Consider the following 15,795-nt stretch of genomic DNA (forward strand, 5'->3'; position numbering starts at 1 on the left):
CAGCATGACCTGGTTTAACGTCTTGACCTTCCTCAGGTTTCGGAACCGCACCCCATGACCACCCAGCGCATCGGTTTTCTCATCTGGCCCAGCACCAAGGCCCTGACCCTGGCGCTGGCCGAAGAGGTTCTGCGGGTGGCCCAGCGGGTGCATCCGGAGGTGGTCTACGAATTGTCGTTCCTGCAGGCCGAGCCTGCTGCCGAAGGCGCCTGGCGCCTGCCGGGCGAGCCCTGGGCCGGGCGTCTTGAAGGTTGCCAGAAGCTGTTTCTGCTCGCCGACGAGCCGCCACAGGCCGTGGCCTCGGGGCTGGGCAGTGCACTCAAGCAGCTGGCGCGTGCCGGTTGTGTGATCGGTGGCCTCTCCGCCGGTGTCTATCCGCTGGCGCAACTGGGCTTGCTCGATGGCTACCGGGCAGCAGTGCACTGGCGCTGGCAGGATGACTTTGCCGAGCGCTTCCCCAAGGCGATTGCCACCAGCCACTTGTTCGACTGGGATCGCGACCGCCTGACCGCGTGTGGTGGCATGTCGGTGATCGACCTGCTGCTAGCGGTGCTGGCGCGTGATCACGGTGCGGAACTGGCGGGCGCAGTGTCTGAAGAGTTGGTGGTCGAGCGCATCCGTGAAGGCGGCGAGCGCCAGCGTATTCCGCTGCAGAATCGCCTGGGCTCCAGTCATCCGAAGCTGACCCAGGCCGTGCTGCTGATGGAAGCGAATATCGAAGAGCCGCTGACCACCGACGAGATTGCCCAGCACGTATGCGTGTCGCGGCGTCAACTGGAGCGGATCTTCAAGCAGTACCTCAATCGCGTACCCAGCCAGTACTACCTGGAGCTGCGCCTGAACAAGGCGCGGCAGATGCTGATGCAGACCAGCAAGTCGATCATCCAGATCGGCCTGTCCTGCGGCTTTTCCTCGGGGCCGCACTTCTCCAGCGCCTACCGCAACTTCTTCGGCGCCACGCCGCGGGAAGATCGCAACCAGCGGCGCAGCAGCAGCCCGTTCGAACTGTCGTCGGTGCCCGCCGAGCGCGGTTGAGTCGTTTTCTCTCTATTGACGGTTACGACCTCATCGCGGGGCAAGCCCGCGCCTACCCCGCGATGAATCCATCACAATTCCGCTCGTACAGAATCTCCCCACCGCACCTGCGCACCGTTTAAACTGCGCCTTTGCGACCCTATTTGTCGCATTGCCGAAAGCCTTGGTAAAACAGGGTTTGGCGCTATAAGAAGTTGTCGCTTGGCGGCAATGTCAGGCGCCGATCTGTCCTTACAATCCCCCCATCGCTCGCCAGTTCCAGGCAGGCGTTCCTCTTCAGGAGATTCCGATGTCCGCTCCGAAAGCTCCGGTGCAACGCGCCGATTTCGACCAGGTAATGGTCCCCAATTACGCACCGGCGGCCTTTATCCCCGTTCGTGGTGCGGGCTCCCGCGTCTGGGATCAGTCGGGCCGCGAGCTGATCGACTTCGCCGGCGGGATTGCCGTGAACGTTCTGGGGCATGCTCACCCGGCGCTGGTCAGCGCCCTGACCGAGCAGGCCAACAAGCTGTGGCACGTGTCCAACGTTTTCACCAACGAGCCGGCCCTGCGCCTGGCCCATAAACTGGTGGACGCGACCTTCGCCGAGCGGGCGTTCTTCTGCAACTCCGGCGCCGAAGCCAACGAGGCCGCCTTCAAGCTGGCCCGTCGCGTGGCCCACGACCGTTTCGGTCCGGAAAAACACGAGATCATCGCCACCGTCAACAGCTTCCACGGCCGCACCCTGTTCACCGTGAGCGTCGGTGGCCAGCCGAAGTACTCCGATGGCTTCGGGCCGAAGATCACCGGCATCAGCCACGTGCCGTACAACGACCTGGAAGCGCTGAAGGCGCAGATTTCCGACAAGACCTGCGCCGTGGTGATCGAGCCGATCCAGGGCGAGAGCGGTGTGGTACCGGCCGACAAGGCCTACCTGGAAGGCGCCCGCAAGCTGTGCGACGAGCACAATGCGCTGCTGATTTTCGACGAAGTGCAGACCGGCGTCGGCCGCACCGGCTCACTGTTCGCCTACCAGCACTACGGCGTGATCCCGGACATCCTCTCCAGCGCCAAGAGCCTGGGCGGCGGCTTCCCGATCGGCGCCATGCTGACCACCGAAGCCCTGGCCAAGCACCTGGCCGTCGGCACCCACGGCACCACCTACGGTGGCAACCCGCTGGCTTGCGCCGTGGCCAATGCCGTGCTGGATGTGGTCAACACCCCTGAAGTGCTGGCCGGCGTCAAGGCCAAGCACGAGCGCTTCAAGGCGCGCCTGGAGAAGATCGGCCAGCAGTACGGCCTGTTCAGCCAGGTTCGTGGTATCGGCCTGCTGATCGGCTGCGTGCTGACCGAGGCCTGGAAAGGCAAGGCCAAGGACGTTTTCAACGCCGCCGAGAAAGAAGGCCTGATGGTTCTGCAGGCAGGTCCCGACGTGGTGCGTTTCGCCCCGAGCCTGGTGGTCGAGGATGCCGACATCGACGAAGGCCTGGACCGCTTCGAACGCGCCGCCGCTGCACTGACCAAGGCCTGATTCGCGCCCAAGGTCTTTTCGCCGGCCCTGCGGGGCCGGTGAATCCGAATTCCGTCGCAGGTGCCTGCGGGCATCTGCCGTTTTTTTCCTGTGCCGAAGTGATCGGCCTGTTTCCCCAAAAGGAGTGACACCATGCTGGTGATGCGCCCCGCGCAAATGGCTGATCTGGACGAAGTACAGCGTCTGGCAGCGGACAGCCCCATTGGTGTCACGTCCTTGCCGGATGATGCCGGTCGCCTGGGCGACAAGATCGCCGCCTCGGAAACCTCCTTCGCGGCCGAGGTCAGCTTCAACGGTGAAGAGAGCTATTTCTTCGTGCTCGAAGACAGCACCACCGGCAAGTTGGTCGGCTGTTCGGCGATTGTCGCCTCCGCCGGCTACTCCGAGCCGTTCTACAGCTTCCGTAACGAGACCTTCGTGCACGCCTCGCGCGAGCTGAAGATCCACAACAAGATCCATGTGCTTTCGCAGTGCCACGACCTGACCGGCAACAGCCTGCTGACCAGCTTCTACGTGCTGCCGGAACTGGTCGGTACTGGCTGGTCGGAGCTTAACTCCCGGGGTCGCCTGCTGTTCATGGCCGCGCACCCCGAGCGCTTTGCCGACTCGGTGGTGACCGAGATCGTCGGCTACAGCGACGAGAATGGCGATTCGCCGTTCTGGGATGCCATCGGGCGCAACTTCTTCGATCTCAACTACGCCGAGGCCGAGCGCCTGTGCGGCCTCAAGAGCCGGACCTTCCTGGCCGAGCTGATGCCGCATTACCCGATCTATGTGCCCCTGCTGCCGGACGCCGCGCAGGAAGCCATGGGCCAGGTCCATCCGCGGGCGCAGATCACCTTCGACATCCTGATGCGCGAAGGCTTCGAGACCGATCACTACATCGACATTTTCGACGGTGGCCCGACCCTGCATGCGCGGGTGTCGAGCATCCGTTCGATTGCCCAGAGCCGCGTGGTGCCGGTCAAGCTGGACAGCACCGTGGTCAAGGGTGGACGTCCATACCTGGTGTGCAACGGCCAGTTGCAGGACTACCGCGCCGTACTGCTGGAACTGGACTGGGTGCCTGGCAAGCCGGTCACCCTGAGTCTTGAAGCCGCCGACGCCCTGGGCGTCGGTGAAGGCGCCAGCGTGCGCCTGGTCGCGGTTTGATCCCTGCGGTTCGATAACCGCGTACCCCAGGTCGAGTTTTGCGGCAGGCCCGAGGCCGCCGCCCGAGGAGATAGCATGATCGTTCGTCCCGTACGCAGCAGCGACTTACCCGCGCTGATCGAGCTGGCGCGCAGCACCGGCACCGGCCTGACCACCTTGCCGGCCAACGAAGAGCGCCTGGCGCACCGCGTCGGCTGGGCCGAGAAGACCTTCCAGGGCACTGCCGAGCGGGGCGATGCCGATTACCTGTTCGTGCTGGAAAACGACGAAGGCGTGGTGGTCGGCATTTCCGCCATCGCCGGGGCTGTCGGCCTGCGCGAGCCCTGGTACAACTACCGGGTGGGCCTGACCGTCAGCGCCTCCCAGGAGCTGAACATCTATCGGGAAATCCCGACGCTGTTTCTGGCCAACGACCTGACCGGCAACTCCGAGCTGTGCTCGCTGTTCCTGCGGGCCGACCATCGCAGCGGCCTCAATGGCCGCCTGTTGGCCAAGGCGCGGATGCTGTTCATCGCCGAGTTTCCGGAACTGTTCGGTAACAAGATCATCGCCGAAATGCGCGGCATGTCCGACGAACAAGGGCGCTCGCCGTTCTGGGAAAGCCTGGGCCGGCATTTCTTCAAAATGGAATTCAGCCAGGCCGACTACCTCACCGGTGTTGGCAACAAGGCTTTCATCGCCGAGCTGATGCCCAAGTTCCCGCTCTACACCTGCTTCCTGTCCGAAGCTGCGCGCGGGGTGATCGGCAAGGTGCACACCGACACCGAGCCGGCCCTGGCCATGCTCAAGAGCGAAGGCTTCAGCTACCAGGGCTATGTCGACATCTTCGACGCCGGCCCCGCCGTCGAGTGCGAAACCGCCAAGATCCGCGCGGTGCAGGACAGCCAGGCGCTGGTGCTGGCCGTCGGCACGCCGGGCGACGACGCCACGCCGTTCATCATCCACAACCGCAAGCGCGAGGACTGCCGCATCACCGCAGCACCCGCACGCCTTGCGGCCGGCACCCTGGTGGTCGATCCACAGACCGCCAAACGCCTGCGCCTGAGCGCCGGTGACCAGGTGCGTGCCGTAACACTGTCCGCTGCCCGGGAGGCCAAGTAATGACGACTCACTTTATTGCCGGCAATTGGCAGGCAGGGCAGGGCGAGGCACTGCAATCGCTGGATCCGGTCAGCCAGAAGGTTATCTGGCAAGGCCAGGGCGCCAGCGCCGAACAGGTCGACAGCGCCGTCAAGGCCGCACGTCAGGCCTTCGCCGGCTGGGCCGTGCAGTCCCTGGAAGCGCGCATCAGTGTGCTCGAAGCCTTCGCTGCCGCGCTCAAGGCCAATGCCGATGCGCTGGCCCACTGCATCGGTGAGGAAACCGGCAAGCCGCTCTGGGAAGCCGCTACCGAAGTGACCAGCATGGTCAACAAGGTGGCCATCTCGGTGCAGAGCTATCGCGAGCGTACCGGTGAAAAGAGCGGTCCGCTGGCCGATGCCACTGCGGTACTGCGCCACAAGCCCCACGGCGTGGTGGCCGTGTTCGGCCCGTACAATTTCCCCGGTCACCTGCCCAACGGCCATATCGTGCCGGCCTTGCTGGCGGGTAACACCGTGGTGTTCAAACCCAGCGAGCTGACCCCGAAGGTCGCCGAGCTGACGGTCAAGTGCTGGATCGAGGCCGGCCTGCCGGCAGGCGTGCTGAACCTGGTCCAGGGCGCCCGCGAAACCGGCGTGGCCCTGGCGGCCAACCCGGGTATCGACGGCCTGTTCTTCACCGGTTCCAGCCGTACCGGCAACCTGTTGCACCAGCAGTTCGCCGGTCGCCCGGACAAGATCCTGGCCCTGGAGATGGGCGGCAACAACCCGCTGGTGGTCGACGAGGTCAAGGACCTGGACGCGGCGGTCTACACCATCATCCAGTCGGCCTTCATTTCCGCCGGCCAGCGCTGCACCTGTGCGCGCCGCTTGCTGGTGCCGCAAGGTGCCTGGGGCGACGCACTGCTCAAGCGCCTGGTCGAGGTGTGCAAGAACATCTCGGTCGGTGCCTTCGACCAGCAACCGGCGCCGTTCATGGGTTCGGTGATTTCCCTGGGCGCGGCCAAGGCGCTGCTCGATGCCCAGGCGCACCTGCTGGCCAACGGTGGCGTGTCGCTGCTGGCAATGACCCAGCCGAACGCCACGGCTGCCTTGCTGACCCCGGGCATCGTCGATGTCACGGCGGTTGCCGAGCGTGTGGATGAAGAGTTCTTCGGCCCGCTGCTGCAAGTGATCCGCTACAGCGATTTCGATGCGGCCATCGCCGAAGCCAACAACACCCAGTACGGCCTGGCGGCCGGCCTGCTGTCCGATTCCCGTGCGCGCTACCAGTACTTCTGGCTCAACAGCCGCGCCGGCATCGTCAACTGGAACAAGCAATTGACCGGTGCCGCCAGCAGCGCGCCATTCGGTGGCGTGGGCGCCAGCGGCAACCACCGCGCCAGTGCCTACTACGCGGCTGACTACTGCGCCTACCCGGTAGCCTCGCTGGAGACCGCCAGCCTGACCCTGCCTGCCACCCTGACGCCGGGCGTCTCCCTATAACAAAAGGTCCACGGAGCCTTGCCGATGAAATCGTTTGAAGTGAACTTTGATGGACTGGTGGGACCGACGCACAACTACGGCGGTCTGTCCTACGGCAACGTTGCCTCGCAGAGCAACAGCCAGCAGGCCTCCAACCCGCGCGAAGCCGCGCGTCAGGGCCTGGCGAAGATGAAGGCGCTGATGGAAATGGGCTTCCAGCAGGGCGTGCTCGCCCCGCAGGAGCGTCCGGATGTCGCCGCGCTGCGTCGCCTGGGTTTTTCCGGTAGCGATGCACAAGTCATCCAGCAGGCCGCCAAGGATGCCATGCCGCTGCTGGTCGCCAGTTGCTCGGCGTCGAGCATGTGGGTGGCCAACGCCGCCACGGTCAGCCCGAGCGCCGACACCGCAGACGGTCGCGTGCATTTCACTGCCGCCAACCTCAACTGCAAGTACCACCGCAGCATCGAGCACCCGACTACCAGCCGCGTGTTGGGGGCGATGTTCGCCAACGACAAGCACTTTGCCCATCACGCCGCGCTGCCGGCGGTGGCCCAGTTCGGTGACGAAGGTGCAGCCAACCATACGCGTTTCTGCCGCAGCTATGGCGAGGCGGGCGTGGAGTTCTTCGTCTATGGCCGCAGCGCTTTCGACAACCGCTACCCGGCGCCGCAGAAATACCCGGCGCGCCAGACCCTCGAAGCCTCCCAGGCCGTTGCCCGTCTGCATGGCCTGAGCGAGGAAGGCGTGGTCTACGCCCAGCAGAACCCGGCGGTGATCGACCAGGGGGTGTTCCACAACGACGTGATCGCGGTGGGCAACGGCGAAGTGCTGTTCTACCACGAAGACGCCTTCCTCGAGACCGAGGCGATGCTTGGCCAACTGCAAGCTAAACTGGCTAAACGGGGTGGCAATTTCAAAGCGATCTGCGTACCGCGTTCGGCTGTGACCGTGGAAGACGCCGTGCGCTCCTACCTGTTCAACAGTCAGTTGCTGTCCCGCGCCGATGGTTCGATGCTACTGATCGTGCCGGAAGAATGCCGCAACAACGAGCGGGTCTGGACCTACCTGTCGTCCCTGACCGCATCGGGTGGCCCGGTCTCCGAGGTCAAGGTGTTCGACCTCAAGCAGAGCATGCAGAACGGCGGTGGTCCGGCGTGCCTGCGTTTGCGCGTGGCACTCAACGAAACGGAACTGGCGGCGGTCAATCCAGGGGTTATCATGACGGCGCCGCTGTACGACACCCTGACCCAATGGGTCGACAAGCATTACCGCGATCGCCTGAGCGAAACCGACCTGGCCGATCCGCAACTGCTGGTGGAGTGTCGTACGGCACTGGATGAACTGACCCAGATCCTCAAGCTGGGCTCGGTGTATCCGTTCCAACTCCAACCTTGAAAGAGAATTCGACTATGTCCGACGCCCTGCAGCTGATCCTTGAAGATGACGATGGCACCCAGCTGGAAACCTCCTGCACCCGCTTTGCGGTGGTCTGGCAAGGCAAGGAGGTGTGGATCCAGCAGGATGGCCGCGGTCAGCTGCTGATCGGCGTCGACGTCGAAGAAGACGACACCGAGTACGCCAACCTGCTGCTGCGCCCGCTGGCCACCAACCTGGTGAGCCTGCAGCTGGAAATGGAACCGGCCGATGCCGGCGACGATGATGATCACGTTCATGGTCCCGACTGCGGCCACCATCACTAAGGAAAGGAATAGCCCATGCTCGCCCTCGGCAAACTGCTTGACCTGACCCTGGCCGGTCATGAACCGGCAGAAAAGACTCAGGTGACTGTCGGGGGCGTGCGCATGCGCTGGCTCGGCGAGGGGGCGCTGGAAGTGCACCCGCCGGAGGCGCGCGACAATGGCATGGACCTGCTGCTTTCGGCAGGTATCCATGGCAATGAAACCGCCCCGATCGAATTGCTCGACGAGCTCCTGCACGGTATTGCCCGCGGTGAAATCAAGCCGCGCGCCCGTATTCTGTTCCTGTTCGGCAACCCCGAAGCGATTCGCAAGGGTGAGCGCTACATCGAGCAGGACGTCAACCGTCTGTTCAACGGCAGGCACGAACTCTCCAGCGGCAGCGAAGCCTTGCGCGCCGGCCAGCTGGAGCAGTTCGCCCGGACCTTCTTCAGCAAGCCGGAACGTTCCCGCCTGCACTACGACCTGCATACCGCCATTCGCGGCTCGAAGATCGAGCAGTTCGCGCTCTATCCGTTCAAGGCTGGTCGCCAGCACTCGCGTCGCGAACTGGTGCGCCTGCGGGCCGCCGGCATGGAAGCGGTGCTGCTGCAGAGCAAGGTATCGATCACCTTCACCGCCTTCACCTACGAGCAGCTCGATGCCGAAGCCTTTACCCTGGAACTGGGCAAGGCGCGGCCGTTCGGGCAGAACGCGCAGGTCAACCTGAAACGCCTGGAAACCCGCCTCAAACAGATCATCGAAGGCAACGAGCCTGAAGAGCCCTCTGGCCTGGACGGGCTGCAGCTGTTCAGCGTGGCCCGCGAGATCATCAAGCACAGTGACAGCTTCCGCCTGCACCTGCCGGCCGATATCGAAAACTTCTCCGAGCTGTCCAAGGGCTACCTGCTGGCCGAAGACCTCGCTGAGTCGCGCTGGGTGGTCGAGGAGGAGGGGGCCCGCATCATCTTCCCCAATCCGAAGGTGAAGAATGGCTTGCGCGCGGGCATCCTCATTGTGCCGGCCAACCCGGATCAGCTGGGCTGAGCCTGGTTACGGGAGAGGGGACGGCGTGGCCAGGGCTGTGAAGAGGCGATAGAGCAACTTGAACAGTTCCAGGCCGGATTCGCTGCTCTGGTAAGGGTTGTAGAGCAACGCTACATCACCTTCCCGGTTGAATGTGGAGTGGGTGGGGCCGAAACGGCCTTTCTCCTGGACATACAACTCCATGATCAGCACCCTGGTGTGCCTGTCCCCCAGGGATTGTCGGCTGTCGTCCAGCAGGGCCTTGAGTTCTTTATTCCCGTCCAGCAGAGCCAGCTGGCTCAATACCCTGAACTGGAACTGCGGTGTGCCATAGATCTGCAGCCCCGGGTCTTCGGTGTGGGCCACGGATTTGCTGCTGCTAGCAGCGCTGTCTATCCGCAAGGGCCAGCTGATGCCTTCTCCCAACCCGGGCGGTAGTTCACTTTTCATGAGTTGCAGCGTCAGTCGTTGCGCGGGAGAGGACGGGGTTATCAGGTAATCCTGATCATCAATGCGCAGCGTGAGCTGATTATCCTGCTGGCTCAGGCCGACAGCCGAGGAGCGGGACCAGACGACGATTTCGTCACTTTCGCCAGCATCTTCCCAGTCTTCAAGCGCCGACTGCAGCCAGCGCTCCATGTATACGCGGGCATCCTTGTGCAGCGGGTAGCGCTCGCGAGTTACCCAGAAGCCGGGAACTTGCTCATCCAGTTCCTCTATGACTGCGGATGGTGTCGCGACCTTGCCGTCGATCCTGATGGGGGTTGATTCCGTGCCATTGGTCATGTTGCCGATCTCTTGGTTCTAGTGAGATCCGAGCCTACGATCAGCGGCGATTGCAAAGGCGATACATAGTTGTTGGTACAAGGCATGGAATGCGGGCGTCGTTGTCGACGGCGCCCGCTGTGCAGCGAAGGTCAGACGGCGCGTTTCTGTACCGGCTCGATGCGGCGCAGGGCGCGTAGCTTCTGCAGGGTATCGGCACAGGTCTGCGCAGCTTCCGCGCCCTTGACCAGGAAGTGCTCGAAGTAGAAGTTCTGGTGTTCGTCACCGGCGTGGAAGTGGTGCGGGGTCAGGACCACGGAGAACACCGGCACTTCGGTTTCCAGCTGTACCTGCATCAGGCCGCTGATCACCGACTGGGCGACGAACTCGTGGCGGTACAGGCCGCCGTCGACCACCAGGCCCGCGGCAACGATACCGGCATAGCGGCCGGTACGGGCCAGCAGCTTGGCATGCAGGGGAATCTCGAAGGCACCGCCGACTTCAAAGAAATCGATGTCGCTCGCCTGATAGCCTTGTTTGCCCATCTCTTCGACGAAGGCCTTGCGTGCCTGGTCGACAATATCCTTGTGCCAGCAGGCCTGGATGAAGGCGATACGCTCGTGGGTAGGGTTTTTGCTATCGATTGCGGTGGGTTGCATTGAAACGGACTCCTGTTTGTATGAGAAACAGGGCATCTGGATCGAAGGGGACTTCGCCACGCAGGTGCGCAACGACAGGCACGGACGTGCCTATCCCGTTCTCTCTTTATCCGGACTATGACCGTCGGCCCCGGAATCACACCGGGTCTGCTGACCTTGCAAGGGTGCCTGCAAGCGCTCGCGGGCTATGCGCAAGGTGCGCAATTACCGCCGGTGGGGAATTGCACCCCGCCCTGAGAACGTTGCCACCGTCATCGGTGGCGGGGAATTATTAACACAGATTTCCAGCAAACGTATAGGCTGCTAACGATTTTTCCGGGATTTACGACGTTTCATCCGGGAAATCTTGCCAATGGCCAGGGGCGTACCCCTAATATCCAGCAGCAACATCAGCCAGGGCCCGGTACCAGTACGTGTTTCGCTACGATTTTTTTCTGCTTTTGTCTGACATTGTCGTTGCAAGCCGTCCAATTGACGGTTTCCATAGCATAAACACACTGCACCCAAGCCTAAGGCCCGATATAATGCGGCCCTTTGCCGTCGTTTCGTCAATTTGACGCAAGCATTTGCCTCAGGCCGCCGTTTCCGTGGAAGAACCTATGAAAAGCGCAGAAATCCGTGAAGCCTTCCTTCGCTTCTTCGAAGAGCAGGGACATACCCGAGTTGCCTCCAGCTCCTTGATTCCGGGCAACGACCCGACCCTGCTGTTCACCAACGCGGGGATGAACCAGTTCAAGGACTGCTTCCTTGGCCAGGAAAAGCGCGCCTACACCCGCGCCACCAGCAGCCAGAAGTGCGTACGCGCCGGTGGCAAGAACAGCGACCTGGAAAACGTCGGCTACACCGCCCGTCACCACACCTTCTTCGAAATGCTGGGTAACTTCAGCTTCGGTGATTACTTCAAGCGCGATGCCATCACCTACGCCTGGACCTTCCTCACCGGCGTGCTGAAACTGCCGAAGGAAAAGCTCTGGGTCACCGTCTACGCCAGCGACGACGAAGCCTACGACATCTGGACCCGGGAAATCGGCGTCCCGGTCGAGCGCATGGTGCGTATCGGCGACAACAAGGGTGCGCCTTACGCGTCCGACAACTTCTGGACCATGGGCGATACCGGTCCGTGCGGTCCTTGCACCGAGATCTTCTACGACCACGGCCCGGACATCTGGGGCGGCCCACCCGGCTCGCCAGAGGAAGACGGTGACCGTTACATCGAGATCTGGAACAACGTCTTCATGCAGTTCAACCGTACTGCCGATGGCGTACTGCACCCGCTGCCGGCGCCGTCGGTGGATACCGGCATGGGCCTGGAGCGCATCAGTGCGGTCATGCAGCACGTGCACTCGAACTACGAGATCGACCTGTTCCGCAACCTGCTCGCCGCCGCTGCCGAAGCCATCGGCTGCAAGAACGAAGAGCAGTCCTCGCTCAAGGTCGTCTCCGATCACATCCGCTCCTGCGGCTTCCTGATCGCCGACGGCGTGCTGCCTTCGAACGAAGGCCGTGGCTATGTGCTGCGCCGCATCATTCGTCGTGCCTGCCGTCACGGCAACAAGCTGGGCGCCACCGGTAGCTTCTTCTACAAGATCGTTGCGGCCCTGGTGGCCGAGATGGGCGAGGCCTTCCCGGAGCTCAAGCAGCAGCAGGCCAACATCGAGCGCGTGCTCAAGGCTGAAGAAGAGCAGTTCGCCAAGACCCTGGAGCAGGGCCTGAAGATCCTCGAGCAGGACCTGGCCGAGCTCAAGGGCACCGTGGTGCCGGGCGACGTGGTGTTCAAGCTCTACGACACCTACGGCTTCCCGATGGACCTGACCGCCGATATCGCCCGCGAGCGCGAGCTGACCATCGACGAGGCAGGCTTCGAGCGCGAAATGGAAGCGCAGCGCGAGCGCGCCCGTTCCGCCAGCGCCTTCGGCCTGGACTACAACACCCTGGTCAAGGTCGATGTGGCCACCGAGTTCACCGGCTACACCAACACTGAAGGTGAAGCCAGCATCGTTGCTATCTATAAGGATGGCAAGGTCGTCGAGCAACTGGGCGAAGGCGAGCAGGGCGTGGTCATCCTCGACCGCACGCCGTTCTACGCCGAGGCCGGTGGCCAGGTCGGCGATACCGGCTACCTGCAGGCCGGCAACGTGCGCTTCGACGTGCGCGACACCACCAAGACCGGTGGTGCCTACCTGCACCACGGCGTGGTTGCCAGCGGCAACCTGGTGGTCGGTGCCAAGGTCCAGGCAACAGTCGATGCCGATGTCCAGCACGCCACCTCGCTGAACCACTCCGCCACTCACCTGCTGCACGCAGCCCTGCGCCAGGTGCTGGGCGATCACGTACAACAGAAAGGCTCGCTGGTCGACAGCCAGCGCCTGCGTTTCGACTTCAGCCACTTCGAGGCGGTCAAGCCGGAGCAGCTCAAGGCCCTGGAAGACATCGTCAACCGCGAAGTGCGCAAGAACTCCGAGGTGCAAACCGAAGAGACCGATATCGACACCGCCAAGCAGAAGGGCGCCATGGCGCTGTTCGGCGAGAAGTACGGCGACAGTGTCCGGGTACTGAGCATGGGCGGCGATTTCTCCGTCGAGCTGTGCGGTGGTATCCACGCCAAGCGTACCGGTGATATCGGCCTGCTCAAGATCATCAGCGAAGGTGGCGTTGCCTCCGGCGTGCGCCGTATCGAAGCGGTCACCGGAGAAGCGGCACTGGCCTACCTGAATACTGCCGAAGAGCAGCTCAAGGAGGCCGCGCAGCTGGTCAAGGGCAATCGCGACAACCTGATCGACAAGCTGTCGGCTGTGCTGGAGCGCAACCGCCAGCTGGAAAAACAGCTGGAGCAACTGCAGGCCAAGGCGGCCAGCGCTGCGGGTGACGATCTGTCCAACGCGGCGGTCGAGGTCAAGGGCGTCAAGGTCCTGGCTGCACGCCTGGACGGCCAGGATGGCAAGGCGCTGCTGGCGCTGGTCGATCAGCTGAAGAACAAACTCGGCCGCGCAGTGATCCTGCTCGGCAGTGTCCATGAGGAAAAGGTCGTGCTGGTTGCCGGCGTGACCAAGGACCTGACTGGCCAACTCAAAGCCGGTGATTTGATGAAGCAAGCCGCTGCTGCCGTGGGCGGCAAGGGCGGCGGTCGTCCGGACATGGCGCAAGGTGGTGGCGTAGACACCGCCGCGCTGGACAACGCACTGGCCCTGACCGTTCCATTCGTGGAGCAGGGCGTTTAAGGCATCGATCGGCCCGTCGTCTAGTGGCGGGCCACGGTGTCGTTTGAATGTTTATTGGGTGCCCTTCATGGGCTGAGGCGGCTTTGAAATGGCGTTGATCGTACAGAAATTTGGCGGCACTTCGGTCGGCACGGTCGAGCGAATCGAGCAGGTTGCCGACAAGGTCAAGAAATTCCGCGATGCCGGCGATGACCTGGTGGTTGTACTGTCGGCAATGAGCGGCGAAACCAATCGCCTGATCGACCTGGCCAAGCAGGTGAGCGAGCAACCGGTTCCGCGTGAGCTGGATGTGATCGTCTCCACCGGCGAGCAGGTGACCATTGCCTTGCTGGCCATGGCGCTGATCAAGCGGGGCGTTCCGGCGGTGTCCTACACCGGTAACCAGGTGCGTATCCTCACCGACAGCGCGCACAACAAGGCGCGCATCCTGCAGATCGACGATCAGCGTATCCGTGGCGACCTCAAGGCCGGCCGCGTGGTCGTGGTCGCGGGTTTCCAGGGTGTCGACGAGCACGGCAACATCACCACCCTCGGTCGCGGTGGCTCCGACACCACCGGCGTGGCCCTGGCGGCGGCGCTCAAGGCTGACGAATGCCAGATCTACACCGACGTCGATGGTGTCTACACCACCGACCCGCGCGTGGTGTCCCAGGCACAGCGCCTGGACAAGATCACCTTCGAAGAGATGCTGGAAATGGCCAGCCTCGGTTCCAAGGTCCTGCAGATCCGTGCCGTCGAGTTCGCCGGCAAGTACAACGTTCCGCTGCGCGTGCTGCACAGCTTCCAGGAGGGTCCGGGTACCCTCATTACTATTGATGAAGAGGAATCCATGGAACAGCCGATCATTTCCGGCATCGCCTTCAACCGCGATGAAGCCAAGCTGACCATTCGTGGCGTACCGGATACCCCGGGCGTTGCCTTCAAGATCCTCGGCCCGATCAGTGCCGCGAACATCGAAGTCGACATGATCGTGCAGAACGTTTCGCACGATAACACCACCGACTTCACCTTCACCGTGCACCGCAACGACTACGACAAGGCCCACAAGGTCCTGGACAAGACCGCCGAGGAGCTCAACGCTCGCGAAGTGGTAGGCGACACCAACATCGCCAAGGTCTCGATCGTCGGTGTCGGCATGCGTTCCCACGCTGGTGTTGCCAGCCGCATGTTCGAAGCCCTGGCCAAGGAGAGCATCAACATCCAGATGATCTCCACGTCCGAGATCAAGGTCTCCGTGGTCATCGAAGAGAAGTACCTGGAACTGGCCGTGCGCGCCCTGCACACCGCCTTCGAGCTGGACGCCCCGGCCCGCCAGGGCGAGTAAGGCGTTGTCTCAAGAGGGCGCGGCCATGCCGCGCCCTTCGTGTTTCTGGCTGGTGTGAGAAATCTTTCGTTTCGTGCGCGCTGGTCAATACTTAGGCGTAGGTCGGCTGCCCTGGCGGGTTGCGGGCCGAAGCCCTTTTTTTTGCAGACTGTTTATCCCTGAACTGAATTTCGTTAGGAGAAAGGTATGTTGATTCTGACTCGACGGTGCGCCGAGAGCCTGATCATAGGCGACGGCGAAATCACCGTGACCGTGCTCGGCGTCAAAGGAAACCAGGTGCGAATCGGGGTAAATGCCCCCAAGGAAGTAGCCGTCCACCGCGAGGAAATCTACCTGCGGATCAAGAAAGAGAAGGACGAAGAACCAACCCATTAATTTTTATCGATTTTTTTTCAAAAAAGAGTTTGCAAACGGGGAAGGGTCTGGTTATTATACGCCCCGTGTTGCGGAGAGGTGGCCGAGTGGCCGAAGGCGCTCCCCTGCTAAGGGAGTATACCTCACAAGGGTATCGGGGGTTCGAATCCCCCCTTCTCCGCCATTATTCATGTAGGACGCTGTAATCTGCCTGAATCACTTAAGTCGTTGAAATTAAACGAAAAAGTACTTGGCAAAATGATTTAGCGGCCTATAATGCGCGGCAACAAATGCACTCATAGCTCAGCTGGATAGAGTACTCGGCTACGAACCGAGCGGTCGGAGGTTCGAATCCTCCTGAGTGCACCATACGACGAAGCGGTTTCTTATTGAAAATTGCTTCAGCTGTAACCAGAGGTGATCTGGTCCATCAAGCGCCAACCCTGCACTCATAGCTCAGCTGGATAGAGTACTCGGCTACGAACCGAGCGGTCGGAGGTTCGAATCCTCCTGAGTGCACCATACGACGAAGC

Annotated in this window: 13 protein-coding genes, 3 tRNA genes and 1 riboswitch; of the genes, 14 read left to right on the top strand and 2 right to left on the bottom strand. The window is 62.4% G+C overall.

The features are described 5' to 3' along the window. Positions 1 to 54 precede the first annotated feature (54 nt). The 8 genes from argR to astE all read left to right on the top strand — a co-directional run bounded on the left by argR (position 55) and on the right by astE (position 8,963). Positions 55 to 1,035 carry a transcriptional regulator ArgR gene (gene argR / locus M2D63_RS23010; RefSeq protein ID WP_285865363.1) on the top strand — a complete coding sequence of 327 codons (981 nt, stop codon included), beginning with the start codon at positions 55 to 57 and terminating at the stop codon, positions 1,033 to 1,035. A 289-nt stretch (positions 1,036 to 1,324) separates the two neighbouring features. Then, complete coding sequence (locus M2D63_RS23015) at positions 1,325 to 2,545, top strand: aspartate aminotransferase family protein (protein ID WP_285865364.1); 1,221 nt, start codon at positions 1,325 to 1,327, stop codon at positions 2,543 to 2,545. A 132-nt stretch (positions 2,546 to 2,677) separates the two neighbouring features. Further along, entirely contained in the window at positions 2,678 to 3,697 is a 1,020-nt protein-coding gene (gene aruF / locus M2D63_RS23020) for an arginine/ornithine succinyltransferase subunit alpha (protein WP_285865366.1), read from the top strand. Positions 3,698 to 3,772: 75 nt separating this feature from the next. Further along, positions 3,773 to 4,798 (top strand): arginine N-succinyltransferase, encoded by a 1,026-nt coding sequence (gene astA / locus M2D63_RS23025; protein WP_285865367.1) that lies wholly within the window; start codon positions 3,773 to 3,775, stop codon positions 4,796 to 4,798. Continuing rightward, the gene (gene astD / locus M2D63_RS23030) at positions 4,798 to 6,261 is read left to right on the top strand and encodes a succinylglutamate-semialdehyde dehydrogenase (RefSeq protein WP_285865368.1); all 1,464 of its coding nucleotides are present in this window, start codon (positions 4,798 to 4,800) and stop codon (positions 6,259 to 6,261) included. Before astA ends, astD begins: the two co-directional genes overlap by 1 nt. Before the next feature lie 24 nt (positions 6,262 to 6,285). Further along, positions 6,286 to 7,635 carry an N-succinylarginine dihydrolase gene (gene astB / locus M2D63_RS23035; protein ID WP_285865369.1) on the top strand — a complete coding sequence of 450 codons (1,350 nt, stop codon included), beginning with the start codon at positions 6,286 to 6,288 and terminating at the stop codon, positions 7,633 to 7,635. A gap of 14 nt (positions 7,636 to 7,649) precedes the next feature. Then, positions 7,650 to 7,940, top strand: coding sequence for a topoisomerase II (locus M2D63_RS23040; protein ID WP_010226660.1), 291 nt, complete (start codon positions 7,650 to 7,652; stop codon positions 7,938 to 7,940). 15 nt (positions 7,941 to 7,955) lie between these two features. Beyond that, positions 7,956 to 8,963 carry a succinylglutamate desuccinylase gene (gene astE, locus M2D63_RS23045; protein ID WP_285865370.1) on the top strand — a complete coding sequence of 336 codons (1,008 nt, stop codon included), beginning with the start codon at positions 7,956 to 7,958 and terminating at the stop codon, positions 8,961 to 8,963. Between the two features lie 6 nt (positions 8,964 to 8,969). Here the strand turns inward: astE and M2D63_RS23050 are convergent, their stop codons facing one another. Together M2D63_RS23050 and M2D63_RS23055 are read right to left on the bottom strand one after the other, a co-directional pair. Continuing rightward, a complete protein-coding gene (locus M2D63_RS23050; protein ID WP_285865372.1) occupies positions 8,970 to 9,728 on the bottom strand; it encodes a hypothetical protein in 759 nt (252 codons plus the stop codon). Positions 9,729 to 9,859: 131 nt separating this feature from the next. Then, positions 9,860 to 10,366, bottom strand: a complete 507-nt coding sequence (locus M2D63_RS23055) for a 6,7-dimethyl-8-ribityllumazine synthase (protein WP_285865373.1) — start codon at positions 10,364 to 10,366, stop codon at positions 9,860 to 9,862. 93 nt (positions 10,367 to 10,459) lie between these two features. Further along, positions 10,460 to 10,611: riboswitch (FMN riboswitch) on the bottom strand. A 354-nt stretch (positions 10,612 to 10,965) separates the two neighbouring features. Here M2D63_RS23055 and alaS point away from each other — a divergent pair. From alaS to M2D63_RS23085, 6 genes are all read left to right on the top strand, one after another. Continuing rightward, positions 10,966 to 13,584, top strand: a complete 2,619-nt coding sequence (gene alaS / locus M2D63_RS23060; protein WP_285865374.1) for an alanine--tRNA ligase — start codon at positions 10,966 to 10,968, stop codon at positions 13,582 to 13,584. 88 nt (positions 13,585 to 13,672) lie between these two features. After that, on the top strand, positions 13,673 to 14,908 hold the full coding sequence (locus M2D63_RS23065; protein WP_285865375.1) for an aspartate kinase: 1,236 nt from the start codon (positions 13,673 to 13,675) through the stop codon (positions 14,906 to 14,908). Between the two features lie 186 nt (positions 14,909 to 15,094). Further along, positions 15,095 to 15,283 carry a carbon storage regulator CsrA gene (gene csrA / locus M2D63_RS23070; protein WP_010226667.1) on the top strand — a complete coding sequence of 63 codons (189 nt, stop codon included), beginning with the start codon at positions 15,095 to 15,097 and terminating at the stop codon, positions 15,281 to 15,283. Between the two features lie 72 nt (positions 15,284 to 15,355). After that, positions 15,356 to 15,446 (top strand) — tRNA-Ser (locus M2D63_RS23075). 108 nt (positions 15,447 to 15,554) lie between these two features. Next, positions 15,555 to 15,631 (top strand) — tRNA-Arg (locus M2D63_RS23080). Positions 15,632 to 15,707: 76 nt separating this feature from the next. Continuing rightward, a tRNA-Arg gene (locus M2D63_RS23085) sits at positions 15,708 to 15,784 on the top strand. Positions 15,785 to 15,795: the final 11 nt, after the last annotated feature.

The sequence above is a fragment of the Pseudomonas sp. BJa5 genome (genome assembly GCF_030272875.2).
Classification (GTDB): Bacteria; Pseudomonadota; Gammaproteobacteria; order Pseudomonadales; family Pseudomonadaceae; genus Aquipseudomonas.